Annotated in this window: 12 protein-coding genes; 4 read left to right on the top strand and 8 right to left on the bottom strand. The window is 72.2% G+C overall.

The window, feature by feature from the left end:
* The 5 genes from CP976_RS34370 to CP976_RS34350 all read right to left on the bottom strand — a co-directional run bounded on the left by CP976_RS34370 (position 1) and on the right by CP976_RS34350 (position 6,630).
* A complete protein-coding gene (locus CP976_RS34370) occupies positions 1–1,152 on the bottom strand; it encodes an XdhC family protein (protein ID WP_150483812.1) in 1,152 nt (383 codons plus the stop codon).
* 47 nt (positions 1,153–1,199) lie between these two features.
* Complete coding sequence (locus CP976_RS34365) at positions 1,200–2,657, bottom strand: NCS2 family permease (protein ID WP_150483811.1); 1,458 nt, start codon at positions 2,655–2,657, stop codon at positions 1,200–1,202.
* A 111-nt stretch (positions 2,658–2,768) separates the two neighbouring features.
* Entirely contained in the window at positions 2,769–5,168 is a 2,400-nt protein-coding gene (locus CP976_RS34360; RefSeq protein ID WP_150483810.1) for a xanthine dehydrogenase family protein molybdopterin-binding subunit, read from the bottom strand.
* 2 nt (positions 5,169–5,170) lie between these two features.
* Positions 5,171–5,740: a (2Fe-2S)-binding protein gene (locus tag CP976_RS34355; RefSeq protein WP_150483809.1), complete on the bottom strand. Its 570-nt coding sequence runs from the start codon at positions 5,738–5,740 to the stop codon at positions 5,171–5,173.
* Positions 5,740–6,630 (bottom strand): FAD binding domain-containing protein, encoded by an 891-nt coding sequence (locus tag CP976_RS34350; RefSeq protein WP_150483808.1) that lies wholly within the window; start codon positions 6,628–6,630, stop codon positions 5,740–5,742. Before CP976_RS34350 ends, CP976_RS34355 begins: the two co-directional genes overlap by 1 nt.
* 377 nt (positions 6,631–7,007) lie before the next feature.
* Between CP976_RS34350 and CP976_RS34340 the strand changes: the two genes are divergently transcribed.
* Together CP976_RS34340 and CP976_RS34335 are read left to right on the top strand one after the other, a co-directional pair.
* On the top strand, positions 7,008–8,681 hold the full coding sequence (locus CP976_RS34340; RefSeq protein WP_150483806.1) for a PucR family transcriptional regulator: 1,674 nt from the start codon (positions 7,008–7,010) through the stop codon (positions 8,679–8,681).
* 149 nt (positions 8,682–8,830) lie between these two features.
* Positions 8,831–9,604 carry a hypothetical protein gene (locus tag CP976_RS34335; protein WP_150483805.1) on the top strand — a complete coding sequence of 258 codons (774 nt, stop codon included), beginning with the start codon at positions 8,831–8,833 and terminating at the stop codon, positions 9,602–9,604.
* 167 nt (positions 9,605–9,771) lie between these two features.
* On the opposite strand, the gene CP976_RS34330 is transcribed toward CP976_RS34335, so the two are convergent.
* Positions 9,772–10,620: a GntR family transcriptional regulator gene (locus CP976_RS34330; protein ID WP_150483804.1), complete on the bottom strand. Its 849-nt coding sequence runs from the start codon at positions 10,618–10,620 to the stop codon at positions 9,772–9,774.
* Positions 10,621–10,802: 182 nt separating this feature from the next.
* On the opposite strand from CP976_RS34330, the gene CP976_RS34325 reads away from it, so the two are divergent.
* Both CP976_RS34325 and CP976_RS34320 read left to right on the top strand, forming a co-directional pair.
* Positions 10,803–11,654: a (2Fe-2S)-binding protein gene (locus CP976_RS34325; RefSeq protein ID WP_150483803.1), complete on the top strand. Its 852-nt coding sequence runs from the start codon at positions 10,803–10,805 to the stop codon at positions 11,652–11,654.
* Between the two features lie 314 nt (positions 11,655–11,968).
* Positions 11,969–13,009 (top strand): DUF2637 domain-containing protein, encoded by a 1,041-nt coding sequence (locus CP976_RS34320; protein ID WP_150483802.1) that lies wholly within the window; start codon positions 11,969–11,971, stop codon positions 13,007–13,009.
* Between the two features lie 57 nt (positions 13,010–13,066).
* Here CP976_RS34320 and CP976_RS34315 read toward each other — a convergent pair whose 3' ends face one another.
* The gene (locus CP976_RS34315) at positions 13,067–13,549 is read right to left on the bottom strand and encodes an ATP-binding protein (protein WP_229875300.1); all 483 of its coding nucleotides are present in this window, start codon (positions 13,547–13,549) and stop codon (positions 13,067–13,069) included.
* Between the two features lie 430 nt (positions 13,550–13,979).
* Positions 13,980–14,603: a hypothetical protein gene (locus CP976_RS34310; RefSeq protein ID WP_150483801.1), complete on the bottom strand. Its 624-nt coding sequence runs from the start codon at positions 14,601–14,603 to the stop codon at positions 13,980–13,982.
* Between the last annotated feature and the right edge of the window lie 90 nt (positions 14,604–14,693).

The following is a 14,693-nucleotide window of genomic DNA, read 5'->3' as shown; positions in this document are numbered from 1 at the left end:
TCAGGCCACCGACCCGATCCGCCCCACCGCCCGCGACCCCGGCTCGTGGTGGATCGGCGTGTGGGCCCCGGTCAGCGAGACCCCGCTGCCGCCGCGCCGGGCCGCGACGATCTCCGAGGCGATCGACAGGGCCGTCTCCTCGGGCGTACGGGCCCCGAGGTCCAGGCCGATCGGGGAGTGCAGCCGGCTCAACTCCAGCTCCGTGACGCCGACTTCACGCAAACGGGCGTTGCGGTCCAGGTGGGTGCGCCGGGAGCCCATGGCACCGACGTACGCCACCGGCAGGCGCAGCGCCAGCTCCAGCAGGGGCACGTCGAACTTGGCGTCGTGGGTCAGCACGCACAGGACCGTGCGGGCGTCGACGTCCGTGCGCTCCAGGTAGCGGTGGGGCCACTCCACGACGATCTCGTCGGCCTCCGGGAAGCGCGCCCGGGTCGCGAAGACGGGGCGCGCGTCGCACACCGTGACGTGGTAGCCGAGGAACTTGCCGACGCGGACCAGGGCCGAGGCGAAGTCGATCGCGCCGAACACGATCAGGCGGGGCGCCGGGACCGAGGACTCGACCAGGACCGTGAGCGGTGCTCCGCAGCGTGAGCCCTGCTCTCCGATCTCCAGGGTGCCGGTGCGGCCGGCGTCCAGGAGGGCGCCGGCCTCGGCGGCGACCGTGCGGTCCAGTTCCGGATGGCCGCCGAAGCCGCCGTCGCGGGAGCCGTCGGGACGGACCAGCAGGGCCCGGCCCGTCAGTTCGCGCGGTCCCGACACGATCCGTGCCACCGCCGCCGCCTCCCCGGACGCGGCGGCGGTGAGCGCGGACGCGACCACCGGGCGGACCGGATCGCCGGCCCGGACCGGGGTGACCAGGATGTCGATGACACCGCCGCAGGTCAGGCCCACGGCGAAGGCGTCGTCGTCGCTGTAGCCGAAGCGCTCCAGGACGGTTTCGCCGTCCCGCAGCGCCTGCTCGCACAGCTCGTAGACCGCGCCCTCCACGCAGCCGCCGGAGACCGAGCCGATCGCCGTGCCCTCGGCGTCCACCGCGAGCGCGGCGCCGGGCTGCCGGGGCGCGCTGCCGCCGACGGCCACCACGGTGGCCACGGCGAAGTCACGGCCCTGCTCGACCCACCGGTTCAGCTCCTCGGCGATGTCCAGCATCTGTCTCGGTCTCCTTACGACTGTGAGCGACGGGGCTGCGACGGGTGTCAGTGGACGCCCAGCCAGCTCTCGATCGGGTTGAGGGCGAAGTAGACGAGGAAGACCGCCGTCAGGATCCACATGAAGGCGCCGATCTCGCGCACCTTGCCCTGGGCGGTCTTGATGGCGACGTAGGAGATGACGCCCGCGGCGACACCGGTGGTGATGGTGTACGTGAACGGCATCAGGACGACCGTCAGGAACACCGGGACGGCGGTGGCCCGGTCGGCCCAGTCCACGTGCCGGGCGTTCATCAGCATCATCGCGCCGATGACGACGAGGGCGGCGGACGCGACCTCCTGCGGCACGATGGCCGTGAGCGGCGTGAAGAACAGGCAGGCCGCGAAGAACGCACCGGTGACGACCGAGGCGAGGCCGGTGCGCGCGCCCTCGCCGACGCCCGTGGCGGACTCGATGAACACGGTCTGGCCGGAGCCGCCGGACACACCGCCGATCGCACCGCCGGCGCCGTCGATGAACAGCGCCTTGGACAGGCCCGGCATCCGGCCCTTGTCGTCGGCGAGCTTCGCCTCGGTGCCGACGCCGATGATGGTCGCCATCGCGTCGAAGAACCCGGCCAGCACCAGCGTGAAGACGATCATGCCGACGGTCATCGCGCCGACCTCGCCCCAGCCGCCGAACTCCACGTCCCCGAAGAGCGAGAAGTCCGGCATGGAAACCGCGCCGCCGTGCAACTCGGGCGCGCCGGCCGCCCACTGCTTGGGGTCGATGACGCCCGCGGCGTTCAGGATCGCGGCGACGACCGTGCCGCTGACGATGCCGATGAGGATGGCGCCCGGGATGTTCCGGGCCTGGAGCATGAAGATCAGCAGCAGGGTGCCGGCGAAGAGCAGCACCGGCCAGCCGGCCAGTTCGCCCGCCGGGCCGAGCGTGACGGGAGTGGCCTCCCCCTGGTGCACGAAGCCGGACTTGTAGAAGCCGATGAGGGCGATGAACAGGCCGATGCCCATGGTGATGCCGTGCTTGAGCGCGAGCGGGATCGCGTTCATGATCATCTCGCGCAGGCCGGTGACGACCAGCAGCATGATGACCACGCCGTACATCACGCACATGCCCATCGCCTGCGGCCAGGTCATCTCGGGCGCGACCTGGGAGGCGAGGACTCCGGAGACGGAGAGACCCGCGGCGAGGGCGAGCGGCACCTTGCCGACGAGACCCATCAGCAGGGTGGTGAGGGCCGCCGCGAACGCGGTCGCGGTGATCAGGCCCTGCTGGGCGAGGGTGTTCCCCGCCGCGTCCTTGCCGGACAGGATCAGGGGGTTGAGCAGGAGGATGTACGCCATCGCCATGAAGGTGGTGACGCCGCCGCGCACTTCGCGCGCGACCGTGGACCCTCTGTGGGATATGTGGAAGTACCGGTCGAGCCAGGACCGTCCGGCCGGGACGCGGGTGCCTTCGCCCGCGTCGTCGGCTGTGGTCCTCGGCTCTACTGACTGCTGGGTCATGTGGGCCTACTCCCAAGTTTCATAGGGGGTTGGGATGCACGACCCGGGGGACGGCCCGAGACGAACGAAGGGGGTCCGGGGGACGTGGTCCCCCGGACGGAACTCTCCTGCTCAGGCGTCGGAGAGTGACGTACCCGTCAGGTGCTCGGGCCGTACCGGAGTCCGGTTCAGCTCGAGCCCGGTCGCGTTCCGGATGGCCGCGAGGACCGCCGGGGTCGACGACAGGGTGGGGGCCTCGCCCATGCCGCGCAGCCCGTACGGGGCGTGCGCGTCGGCGAGTTCGAGGACGTCGACCGGGATGGTCGGCGTGTCGAGGATGGTCGGGATCAGGTAGTCCGTGAAGGAGGGGTTCTTCACCTTCGCCGTCTTCGGGTCGACGATGATCTCCTCCATGACGGCCACGCCCAGGCCCTGTACGGTGCCGCCCTGGATCTGGCCGAGCACGGACAGCGGGTTGAGCGCCTTGCCGACGTCCTGGGCGCAGGCCAGCTCGATGACCTTCACCAGGCCGAGCTCGGTGTCGACCTCGACGACGGCGCGGTGCGCGGCGAAGGAGTACTGGACGTGCCCGTTGCCCTGACCGGTGCGCAGGTCGAAGGGCTCGGTCGGCCGGTGCCGCCACTCCTCCTCGACCTCGACGGCGTCCTCGCCGAGGACGTCCACCAGGCCGGCCAGCACCTCGCCGCCGTCGGTGACGACCTTGCCGCCCTCCAGGAGCAGTTCGGCCGTGGCCCAGGCCGGGTGGTACGACCCGAACTTGCGGCGGCCGGTCTCCAGCACCTTCTCGCGGACCAGCTCACAGGCGTTCTTCACGGCACCGCCGGTGACGTACGTCTGCCGGGAGGCCGAGGTGGAACCCGCCGACCCCACCCGGGTGTTGGCCGGGTGGATCGTCACCTGGGTGACACCCAGCTCGGTGCGGGCGATCTGCGCGTGGACCGTGACACCGCCCTGACCGACCTCGGCCATGGCGGTGTGGACGGTGGCCACGGGCTCCCCGCCGACCACCTCCATCCGTACCCGCGCGGTCGAGTAGTCGTCGAACCCCTCGGAGAAGCCCACGTTCTTGATGCCGACCGCGTAGCCGACGCCGCGTACGACGCCTTCCCCGTGCGTGGTGTTGGACAGACCGCCCGGCAGCTCCCGTAGGTCGGCGCCCTCGCTGGACTCCCACTGGCGCTCCGGCGGCATCGGCATCGCCTTGACGCGGCGCAGGAGTTCGGCGACCGGGGCCGGCGAGTCGACCGGCTGCCCGGTCGGCATGAGCGTGCCCTGCTCCATGGCGTTGAGCTGCCGGAACTCCACCGGGTCCATGCCGAGCCGCTTCGCCAGCTTGTCCATCTGCGCCTCGTAGGCGAAGCACGCCTGGACCGCGCCGAAGCCGCGCATGGCGCCGCAGGGCGGGTTGTTGGTGTAGAGGGCGATGGCCTCGATGTCCACGTCGTCGATCACGTACGGGCCGACCGACAGGGAGGAGGCGTTGCCGACGACCGCCGGGGAGGCGGAGGCGTAGGCGCCGCCGTCCAGGACGATCCGGCACTTCATGTGCGTGAGCTTGCCGTCCTTGGTGGCCCCGTGCTCGTAGTAGAGCTTCGCCGGGTGGCGGTGGACGTGCCCGAAGAAGGACTCGAACCGGTTGTAGACGATCTTGACCGGCTTGCCCGTGCGCAGCGCCAGCAGGCAGGCGTGGATCTGCATGGAGAGGTCCTCGCGGCCGCCGAACGCGCCGCCGACGCCGGACAGCGTCATCCGCACCTTGTCCTCGGGCAGGCCGAGCACGGGCGCGATCTGGCGCAGGTCGCTGTGCAGCCACTGGGTGGCGATGTAGAGGTGGACGCCGCCGTCCTCCTCCGGTACGGCGAGGCCGGACTCGGGGCCGAGGAAGGCCTGGTCCTGCATGCCGAAGGTGTACTCGCCCTCGACGATCACGTCCGCCCGCTCGCGGGCCTGGGCCACGTCCCCGCGGACGATCGGCTGGCGGTGGACGATGTTCGGGTGGGGGACGTGACCGGCGTGGTGGTCGTCGCGGTTCTCGTGGACCAGGATCGCGTCCGGCGCGGTGGCCGACGCCTCGTCGGTGATGACGGGCAGTTCGCGGTAGTCGACCCTGATCTTGGCGGCGGCGCGGCGCGCGGTCTCCGGGTGGTCGGCGGCGACGATCGCGACCGGCTCGCCGTGGTGGCGGACCTTGCCGTGGGCGAGGACCGGGGTGTCCTGGATCTCCAGCCCGTAGTTCTTCACGTCGGTCGGCAGGTCGTCGTACGTCAGCACGGCGTAGACGCCCGGCGTGGCCAGGGCCTCGCCGGTGTCGATGGACACGATCTCGGCGTGGGCGACGGTCGAGCGGAGGATCTGGCCCCAGAGCATGTCCTCGTGCCACATGTCGGACGAGTACGCGAACTCGCCGGTGACCTTGAGGGTGCCGTCCGGGCGCAGCGTGGACTCGCCGATGCCGCCCTTGGTCTGGGACCCCTGGGTGATCTTGGTGGGCGTTCCGTTGGGGGAAGACATGATCAGACCGCCTCTCCCTGCCGGGCGGCCGCCAGGCGGACCGCGTCCATGATCTTCTCGTAGCCGGTGCAGCGGCACAGGTTGCCCGACAGCGCCTCGCGGATGTCCGCGTCGGTTGGAGTCGGATTGCGCTCCAGCATCTCGTCGGCGGCGACCAGCAGACCGGGCGTGCAGAAGCCGCACTGGACGGCGCCGGCGTCGATGAACGCCTGCTGGACCGGGGAGAGTTCGGTGCCCTCGCCGGTGTGCGAGTCGCCCTTGGCCTGCCACTGCTGGGCGTTCTGCAACGACGTACCGCACGCGTCACTCGCGCAGGCGCGCTGCTTGGCGTAGTCGGCGAGGCCCTCGACGGTGACGACCTCGCGGCCCTCCACCTGTCCGGCGGCGACCAGACAGGAACACACCGGCACGCCGTCCAGTCGGACCGTGCACGAGCCGCACTCGCCCTGCTCACAGGCGTTCTTCGAGCCCGGCAGGCCGAGCCGCTCCCGCAGCACGTACAGCAGGGACTCGCCCTCCCAGACGTCGTCGGCTTCCTGCGGACGGCCGTTGACCGTGAAGTTGACGCGCATTACGCAGCTCCCTCGGTGGTGCGGCGGGTGCCGCGGTAGGACTCCCAGGTCCAGGTCAGCGTGCGGCGGGCCATGACGCCGACCGCGTGGCGGCGGTAGCTCGCGGTGCCCCGGACGTCGTCGATCGGGTTGCAGGAGGCGGAGCACAGGTCCGCGAACTGCTTGGCGACCGACGGGGTGATGATCTTCCCGTTCTCCCAGAAGCCGCCCTCCTCCAGAGCGGCGTTCAGGAACTCCTCGGCGGCCTTGGCCCGAACGGGGGTCGGGGCGGCCGAACCGATGCCGGTCCGCACGGTCCGCGTCGCGGGGTGCAGTGCCAGCCCGAAGGCGCACACGGCGATGACCATCGCGTTCCGGGTCCCCACCTTGGAGAACTGCTGCGGCCCGTCGGCCTTCTTCACGTGCACGGCGCGGATCAGCTCGTCGGGGGCCAGCGCGTTGCGCTTGACGCCCTTGTAGAACTCGTCGATCGGGATGCGCCGAGCCCCGCGCACCGACTCGACCTCGACCTCGGCGCCCGCGGCGAGCAGGGCGGGGTGGGCGTCGCCGGCCGGGGAGGCGGTGCCGAGGTTGCCGCCGACACCGCCGCGGTTGCGGATCTGCGGGGAGGCGACCGTGTGCGAGGCCAGGGCGAGCCCCGGCAGTTCGGCGCGCAGGTTCTCCATGATCGCCGTGTAGGGCACGGAGGCGCCCAGCCGCACGCTCTCCTCGCCGACCTCCCACTCGGAGAGATCGCCGATGCGGTTCAGGTCCATGAGGTACTCGGGCCGGCGGTGGTCGAAGTTGATCTCGACCATCACGTCGGTGCCACCCGCGATCGGCACAGCGGTGGGATGCTCGGCTTTCGCGGCGAGCGCCTCCTCCCAGCTGGCGGGGCGAAGGAAGTCCATGACCGGCTCTCTTCTTCGTCTTCGTGTGGGGCGTTCAGATTGAGCCAATCCGTGTGCGGCGGTCCCGGCTCGTTCATGTGCTGTTAACGCGTAGTGATCCCAGTACACAGCGCGGTGCTCCGGCGGGGTCAGTCACGGAAACCATGAAGGAGTTGGCTGGCCAGGACGGGCATCTTGTAGATTCGTATGAACGGAGGCCATCAGAAACCTCCTCGTTTTCCTGTGGAAACGCGCGACACAGCCGCGTGACCTGGGACACAACCGGGACACGCCCGGAGGGCGACGAACCTCGCCCACCAGCCCACCGAACAGACGTTCATCGCGAACCCCACCAAGATCCACCATAGATTTCGAGACAAAGAACGGCGGCGACGAGAATGCGGCTGCGCGCACTGCTGGACACCGACGCGCTGGGCCTCAAGCTGCTCGGCGGCGAGGACGAGCTGGACCGCACCGTGCGCGGTGTGATGACCACCGACCTGCGCGACCCCAGCCGCTACCTCTCGGGGGGCGAGCTGGTGCTCACGGGCCTGGCCTGGCGCCGGGACGCCGCGGACTCGGAGCCGTTCGTCCGGATCCTGGTGCAGGAGGGGGTCACGGCCCTGGCCGCGGGCGAGGCCGAGCTCGGGGACGTACCGGAGGACCTGGTCGCGGCCTGCGCCCGCCACCGCCTCCCGCTCTTCGCGGTGCACGAGTCGGTGGCGTTCGCGACGATCACCGAGCACGTCGTACGGCAGGTCTCCGGGGAGCGCGCCGGGGACCTCGCGGCCGTGGTCGACCGGCACCGCCGGATGATGACGTCGGGCCCGGCGGGCGGCGGCCCGGACGTCGTCCTGGACCTGCTGGGCTCCGACCTCGACCTGCGCGCCTGGGTCCTCTCCCCCACCGGCCGCCTGATCGCGGGCCCGAAGGCGTCGGGCCCCGCCCTCCCCGCCGAGGCCTGCGGCCGGCTGGCGGCGGAACACCTCACGGCCACCCGCACGGGCCGCCGCGCCCCGCACCGCGTGCTCCTGGGCGGCACCACCTACTCCCTCTTCCCGATCCGCTCGACGGGCCGCTCCCCGCAGACCGCCCGGGACGCCCGCGAGACCGTGCTGTCCGACTGGCTGCTGGCCGTCGAGGCGGACGCCGGGGACTGGGCGGAGGAGCGCCTCGACCTGCTCTACGGCGTCACCCAGCTGATCGCGGTCGAGCGGGACCGCCGAGAGGCCGCCCGCACGGTCCGCCGCCGCCTCGCCCAGGAGGTCCTGGAACTGGTCCAGACGGGCGCCGCCCCCGGCGAGATCGCCGCCCGCCTCCGGGTGGCCGCCCCGGTCCTGCTGCCCGGCCTCGGGGCCGCGCCGCACTGGCAGGTGATCGTGGCCCGCGTCGACTGGGACGGCGCGGAGATCGAGGGCGGCCCGGTCGCCCAGGCCCTGCTGGAGGAGATCCTCGTCGACCCCCTGTCGGCCGGCCCCGAGCCGTCCGACCGCATCGCCGTGGCCCACACGGGCGACGAGGCCATCGCCCTCGTCCCGCTCCCGGCCGTCTCGACGGAGCACGACGGCTCGGAGACCGGCGTCCTCGCGGACGCGCTCCTGGAGTCCGTACGGGACCCCCTGACGGCCGGTCTGAACGACGACGGCCGCCTCACGCTGGGCGTCAGCGCGGCCGTGCACTCGGCGGAGGGCCTGCGCGGCGCACTGGAGGAGGCCCGGCACGCCCGCCGGGTGGCGGCGGCCCGCCCCGGCCGGGTCTGCGCGGCGGGCCACCAGGAACTGGCCTCCCACGTCCTCCTGCTGCCCTTCGTCCCGGACGACGTCCGCCGCGCCTTCACGGCCCGCCTCCTGGACCCCCTCCGCGACTACGACCGCCGCCACAGAGCCGAACTGATCCCCACCCTGGAGGCCTTCCTGGACTGCGACGGCTCCTGGACCCGCTGCGCCGCCCGGCTCCACCTCCACGTCAACACGCTGCGCTACCGGGTCGGCCGGATCGAGCAGTTGACGAGCCGCGACCTGTCGCGCCTGGAGGACAAGCTCGACTTCTTCCTGGCGCTGCGGATGAGCTGAGACACGGGGCGCCCCGGCGCGAGCACGGGGCGCCCAGGAGTCCCACGACTTTGTGAAATCCTTCACCCACCCTCTTGGCCCCGCGCCGCGATTCGTGCTGAGATGCCGCCACCACTCAACAGCTCGATGGCGTGCTCGGGGAGGGCAACGTGGCGCATACCGCCATGTCTGGTAACGGAACGACCGCCGGTGACGATCCCCTCCAGACCGCGGTATGGCGGCTGCGCTCACGCGCGTGCTGGGCCGACGCGGCCGCCCTGCTGCTACCGGACACCCCCGCGGCGGCGCTGCAACGCGCGTCGCTGCTGGTGGAACGGTGTCTGTACACGGAGCAGGGCTGGGAGGAGGCCGAGGACGCCCTGCGCACCGCCGAGGCGCTGGCCCACAGCGACGACGAGCGGGGCGCGGCCGCTTGTGAACGCGGGTACTTGGCCTACGCCGCGACGGTGCTCGCGGTGCGCGACCGGGCCGACGAGGCGCGGGCGGCGCTGGGGCGGGCGGCGGCGCTGATCCCTCCGGGGGCTCCGCAGCGGGCCCTGCTGGACTTCCGTCGCGGGTTGGTCGCGGAGAACCTGGCGCGTTCCCCGCAGGCGGCGCGGGCCGCGTACCGCCGTGCGCACGCGGGGGCGACGGCGCAGTCCGACCCGTTGCTGCTGTCCTTCACGTGGCGGCATCTGGCCGGACTCGCGTTGTGGGACGGGGAGTTGGCGGAGGCCCGGCACGGGTTCACGGAGTCGCTGCGGATCCGTGAGGAGCTGGGTTATCTCGTCGGTACGGCGCCGGCGCTGGTGTCGCTCGCCGACACGGAGACCGAGCCGGAGGCGTCCCGGCTGCGGGAGGAGGCCCGGCGGTTGTTCCGGTTGCTCGGGGGCGTGCCGACGTGGCTGGCACGGCAGTTGGCTCCGCCGGCGGCGACGGCTTGACGGCGCTGAAGGGTACCCGGCGTTGTCGCTGAGGCCGGGTGGGTCCGCGGCTCGGCGCGACGAGGTGCCGCTGCGCCCACCCGTGCCGCCCCAAGCGGCACGACTGCCCGCAGCCAGGGAAGCGGTTGGCGCGTCAACGCCGTAGGCGCAAGCGGCGCGCACCCCACTCAGCCCGCACCCGCGAAGTGCTCCCCCACCAGCGCCCGCACGACATCCAGATCACGGGCGATCAACGCGTCCAGCAACGCCGTGTGTTCATGCGCGTCCGCCACCAGATCGGCCCTCCCCCGCATCCCCGGCCCGCTCCCCACCAGCGGCCACTGCGCCCGCCGGTGCAAATCCTCCGCGATCTGGACCAGCTGCTGGTTCCCGGAGAGGGACAGCACGGCCCGGTGGAACCCCCGGTCGGACTCCGCGTAGGTCGCGCGGCAGCCGGAGGACGCCGCGCGGACCGTCGCCTCGGCGAGGGGACGCAGCTCGGCCCAGCGCTCCGCCGGCACCGTCCGGGCCAGCCGCACCATGACCGGCACCTCGATCAGCGCCCGCACCTCGGCCAGCTCCGCCAGCTCCCGCGCCCCCCGCTCGACCACCCGGAACCCACGGTTCGGCACGACCTCGACGGCACCCTCGATGGCCAGCTGCTGCATCGCTTCCCGCACCGGTGTCGCGGAGACCCCGAACCGCTCGCCCAGCACCGGAGCCGAGTACACCTCCCCGGGCCTGAGGTCCCCGGCCACCAGCGCGGCCCGCAGCGCGTCCACGATCTGCCCGCGCACCGAGGACCGCTGAACGACGGACCGGCCCCGCGGAGCGGACGGCTGGGCGGACGGCGCGGCGGGCTCACTGTGCGTGTGCTCCCCCCGGACCACCTCGGAAGCCCCGCCGCCCCCGGGCCTCACCCGGCCCGCATCGGCCACCCCGGGCTGCTGCGGCACCCGCACCTGCCCACCCTGCCCACCCGGCGCCCCCGCCCGCGGCACCTCCGCCCCGGCGGAGCCCTGCGCGCCCTGCTTCACGGCTCGGCTCCTCCTCCGGACGTATCGGTACTTGGGGTCATTACGGCGGGTTGTTACTCGTCCGTCAAGCACCATAAGCGCACCGGCCGCCAGTTCAAATCCCGGCGATCTTGGGTAAGGTAAGGCTTACCTTCAAGCGACCCGTTCAACAGACCGTTCAACAGACGCGGACCGGTGATCCCATGCCCTTGCCCCCTTCGGCCCTCTCCGGCGCGTACGCCCGTCTGGCCGAGGTCCTCCCGGGGCTGGCCATCACCGAACTGACCGCCGGGGACGAGGCCCCCCGGGGCGGCAACTGGACCACCGCCGCCGCGCTCGCGGAAGCCGGCCCCGGCCTCGACGCCTTCCTATCCTGGGACGACGCCCAGATCCGCCGGGACTACGACCGGCAGGCACGCCCCGACGTGATCGCCAGCTTCGGCCTGCACCGCTACGCCTGGCCGGCCTGCCTCCTGATCACCGTCCCCTGGTTCCTGCACCGCCGCGTGCCCCGCTACCCCGTGACGCACGTCTCGTACGACCGCACGGCGCCCGACCACCCCGTCGGCCACCTGGCCGTCCGCCCGGCCGGGTTCGCCTGCCTGCCCGGCGACGAGGCCGCCGCGCTGCCCGGCGCCCGGGTCGTCCCGGACGAGGAGGCACTGCGGGCCGAGGTGCGGTCGGCGGTCGCCGAGCACATGGAGCCGGTCCTGGCCGGTTTTGGCCCCAGGATGCGGCGCCGCGGCCGGGCCCTGTGGGGTATGGCGACGGACGAGATCGTCGAGGGGCTCTGGTACGTCGCCCAGCTGCTCGGCGAGATCGAGGAGCGGCGTGCGATGCGCGAGCTGGAGCTGCTCCTGCCGGGCGCGACCAAGCCGTACGTGGGCACGGCGGCCTTCCGCGAGCTGACCGGCCCCGGCGGCGAGCCGCTGCGCACCCGGGACCGCGCGAGCTGCTGCATGTTCTACACCCTGCGCCCCGAGGACACCTGCGCCACCTGCCCGCGCACCTGCGACGCCGACCGGGTCAACAAGCTGCTGGCCACGGCCGGTTGAGGCACCCCGGGCAGACGCGGACAGAGCAGCCCGCCGCCACCCCGTAAGATCATCACGCAACCGGCCACCCACATGCGCGCAGCCGATTCACAACTTCCTCACGCGTCACGGGAAACTTCCGGAGAACCACCCGCACGGGTTGTCTTTTTCGAACTCAACTCTCGCCCTTCAAGCGGCAGTTCGAGCAGAAAGCCGCCCTGGGCAATCCCTTGCACTTCCTTGGCGGCCTCTTGCCCCGAAACCCCCTGAGGGCCGGTGGGATTGGGCCACTATGGCGGGCGTTACGCCCTATCCCAATGCAAGGGACCACCCAGATGAGACTGACCGACATATCGCTGAACTGGCTGCTTCCGGGCGCCGTGCTTCTCCTGGGCATGCTGGCGGCGGTGGCGGTGCTCGCGCGCGGCAAGCGCTCCTCGGTCAAGGACACGAGCGCGGACGATTCCTGGGAGCGCAGCGAGGAACGCCGCAGACGTAAGGAAGCCGTCTACGGCACCCTCTCCTACCTCCTCCTGTTCTGCTGTGCGGCCGTCGCCGCCCTGCTCTCCTTCCACGGCCTGGTCGGCTTCGGCGAGCAGAACCTCGGACTGTCCGGCGGCTGGCAGTACCTCGTCCCGTTCGGCCTGGACGGCGCGGCGATGTTCTGTTCCGTCCTCGCGGTGCGCGAGGCCAGCCACGGTGACGCCGCGCTCGGCTCGCGGATACTGGTCTGGACGTTCGCCTTCGCCGCGGCCTGGTTCAACTGGGTGCACGCGCCCAGGGGCGTCGGCCACGACGGCGCCCCCCACTTCTTCGCCGGCATGTCCCTCTCGGCGGCGGTCCTCTTCGACCGCGCGCTGAAGCAGACCCGCCGGGCCGCCCTGCGGGAGCAGGGCCTGGTGCCCCGCCCGCTGCCGCAGATCCGTATGGTGCGCTGGCTGCGGGCCCCCCGGGAGACCTACCGCGCCTGGTCGCTGATGCTCCTGGAGGGTGTACGCAGCCTGGACGAGGCCGTCGACGAGGTGCGCGACGACAAGCGCAAGAAGGAAGAGGCCCGGCAGCGGCGGCGCGACCAGCAGCGGGTGGAGCGGGCCCAGCTGAAGGCGATCAGCCGCGGCCACCGCGGCCACTTCGGCCGTGGCGGCGGACGCCAGCTGGAGGTGCAGGTGGAGCGCGGCTCCTCGCAGGTCACCGCGGAGCCTGCCATATCCGCGCCGGAGCCCCTGCCCGTGCGCTCGCGTCCCTCCCTTCAGCCGGTGCGCAAAGGAGCTGACCCGGTGACCGTCGACCTCACCGCGGAGGACGACACCATGGCGCTGCCGCGTCTGGACTCCCTGGAGCGCAAGCTCAAGGACCTGGAGCAGCAGTTCGGCTGACCGAGCCGCACAGAACCGAGGAGGGGGCGTGGCCTGCGGGCCGCGTCCCTTCTCCGTTCACGCCGCCTCGGCCTCCAGCTCGAACCAGACGGCCTTGCCCACACCGTGCGCCCTGACGCCCCAGGCGTCCGCCAGGGACTGCACCAGGAACAGGCCCCTGCCGTTCGTACCGTCGTCGGCGACCGGTACACGCAGCCGCGGTCTGCGGGCCACGAAGTCCCGTACCTCCACCCGTAGTCCACGGGGTCCGACGGTGGCCGTCAGGACCGCGTCGTGGTCGGTGTGGACGATCGCGTTGGTGACGAGTTCGCTGGTCAGCAATTCCGCCACGTCCGATCGCGCGGACCTCCCCCACTGCCCGAGCAGCTCCCGGAGGGCCCTGCGGGCCTCCGGCACGGCCCGCAGGTCCGCCCGCCCGAGTCTGCGCCTCAACTGAGGCGCCGGCACCTGCTCCGTGACGTCTTCGGTCTTGTCCTCCACCGTCTTCGCGGAGAACGCCCCGATCGTTATGGGACCGCCTCCTCGTGCCTGCCTCTCCATGACCCCCGCCCGCGCGCCGATGTCGGTTCCCCTCCTGCTCGAACACGTTCACGGGGATCCATGCCCCGTCGGGCACGCGGCAGTCATGTCGAATCGTCAACGACCGGATGTTCGGCCATGTGGCCGGGACCGGCGGGCCGGGCGGAGGGGCCCTGAGCAGTACGACGGCAAAGGGGAGGGGGACAAGAGGGTAGCCGGAAGACGTCCCGCGGCGGATCCTGACCGCCGGAGATCGGACGAACTGCCCATGGCCGGCTGCCGATCCTTCCGTACGCGGCGAAGGGGTGGGGCGGCTGGTCCCGGGGCGTGGCGGTCCGGTGAAGTTGGCCGAAGTACGACGGTCTCCCCCGGGTTCCCGGGCGGTACGGGGCCGTCCTCCCGACCCCCGTGGCGGGAGGACGGCCCCGGTCCTTCTCCGGTGGCCGTCCGGTCAGTACAGCTTGTTGACGGCGGTGGTCGTCGTCTTCTTGAAGGCGGCCACGGGCGCGTCGTCGAAGTCACCCATCTGGCCCCACGACACGACGGTGACGGTCCTGCCGTCCCGTCCGACGGACAGCAGCGAGATGTCCGTGGCGCCCCAGGACGTCTCGGTGTGCAGTCCGCGGACGCGGGCGCCCTCCTCAACGGGCAGTGAACCGTAGTCCCGGCCCTCGGCCTCGACGTCCGGGGAGGATTCCTCGATGCGGTCGGCGCAGGTGCGGATCAGGTCGTCGTAGTGCTTCGCCAGGGCCTTGGCCAGGGCGGGTGTGCCCGTCACGACGGTCAACTGCACGGCGCTGGTTTCCAGGTCGGTCCGGAACTCCCGGTGCCGGTACTCGTAGTCGAGCACGCCCTCCGTACTCACGCAGGAGCCGAGTCCCTCCGGGAACCCGTCGGTGACCGGGCCGGCCGTCCAGGCCGAGGTCGGGTGCGGCGGCAGCTGGGACGCCGACAGGAACTTCGGTGCGGCGGCCTTCGGCGCGGCACCGGCGGCCGGTGCCGTGAGGACCGTGCCCGCCGCGAGGGCGGCGACGGTCAGGGCGGTGAGAGCGCTTGCTCGGATGCGCATGGGCATGGGTGTTCCCCCGTGGACGAGTGCGTGGATGTGGATGCCGCGGCGAGGCCGGCTGGTCGGCCCGGGCCTCGTCGGTGCGGCACCAAGAGC

The sequence above is a fragment of the Streptomyces coeruleorubidus genome (assembly GCF_008705135.1).
GTDB lineage: Bacteria > Actinomycetota > Actinomycetes > Streptomycetales > Streptomycetaceae > Streptomyces > Streptomyces coeruleofuscus.
This window is presented reverse-complemented; position numbering and strand designations above follow the sequence as displayed.

Excerpts from the sequence above, each read along its gene's own strand:
- CP976_RS34370 (WP_150483812.1), bottom strand. The coding sequence starts at position 1,152 with ATGCTGGACATCGCCGAGGAGCTGAACCGGTGGGTCGAGCAGGGCCGT.
- CP976_RS34365 (WP_150483811.1), bottom strand. The coding sequence starts at position 2,657 with ATGACCCAGCAGTCAGTAGAGCCGAGGACCACAGCCGACGACGCGGGC.
- CP976_RS34360 (WP_150483810.1), bottom strand. The coding sequence starts at position 5,168 with ATGTCTTCCCCCAACGGAACGCCCACCAAGATCACCCAGGGGTCCCAG.
- CP976_RS34355 (WP_150483809.1), bottom strand. The coding sequence starts at position 5,740 with ATGCGCGTCAACTTCACGGTCAACGGCCGTCCGCAGGAAGCCGACGAC.
- CP976_RS34350 (WP_150483808.1), bottom strand. The coding sequence starts at position 6,630 with ATGGACTTCCTTCGCCCCGCCAGCTGGGAGGAGGCGCTCGCCGCGAAA.
- CP976_RS34340 (WP_150483806.1), top strand. The coding sequence starts at position 7,008 with ATGCGGCTGCGCGCACTGCTGGACACCGACGCGCTGGGCCTCAAGCTG.
- CP976_RS34325 (WP_150483803.1), top strand. The coding sequence starts at position 10,803 with ATGCCCTTGCCCCCTTCGGCCCTCTCCGGCGCGTACGCCCGTCTGGCC.
- CP976_RS34320 (WP_150483802.1), top strand. The coding sequence starts at position 11,969 with ATGAGACTGACCGACATATCGCTGAACTGGCTGCTTCCGGGCGCCGTG.
- CP976_RS34315 (WP_229875300.1), bottom strand. The coding sequence starts at position 13,549 with ATGGAGAGGCAGGCACGAGGAGGCGGTCCCATAACGATCGGGGCGTTC.
- CP976_RS34310 (WP_150483801.1), bottom strand. The coding sequence starts at position 14,603 with ATGCCCATGCGCATCCGAGCAAGCGCTCTCACCGCCCTGACCGTCGCC.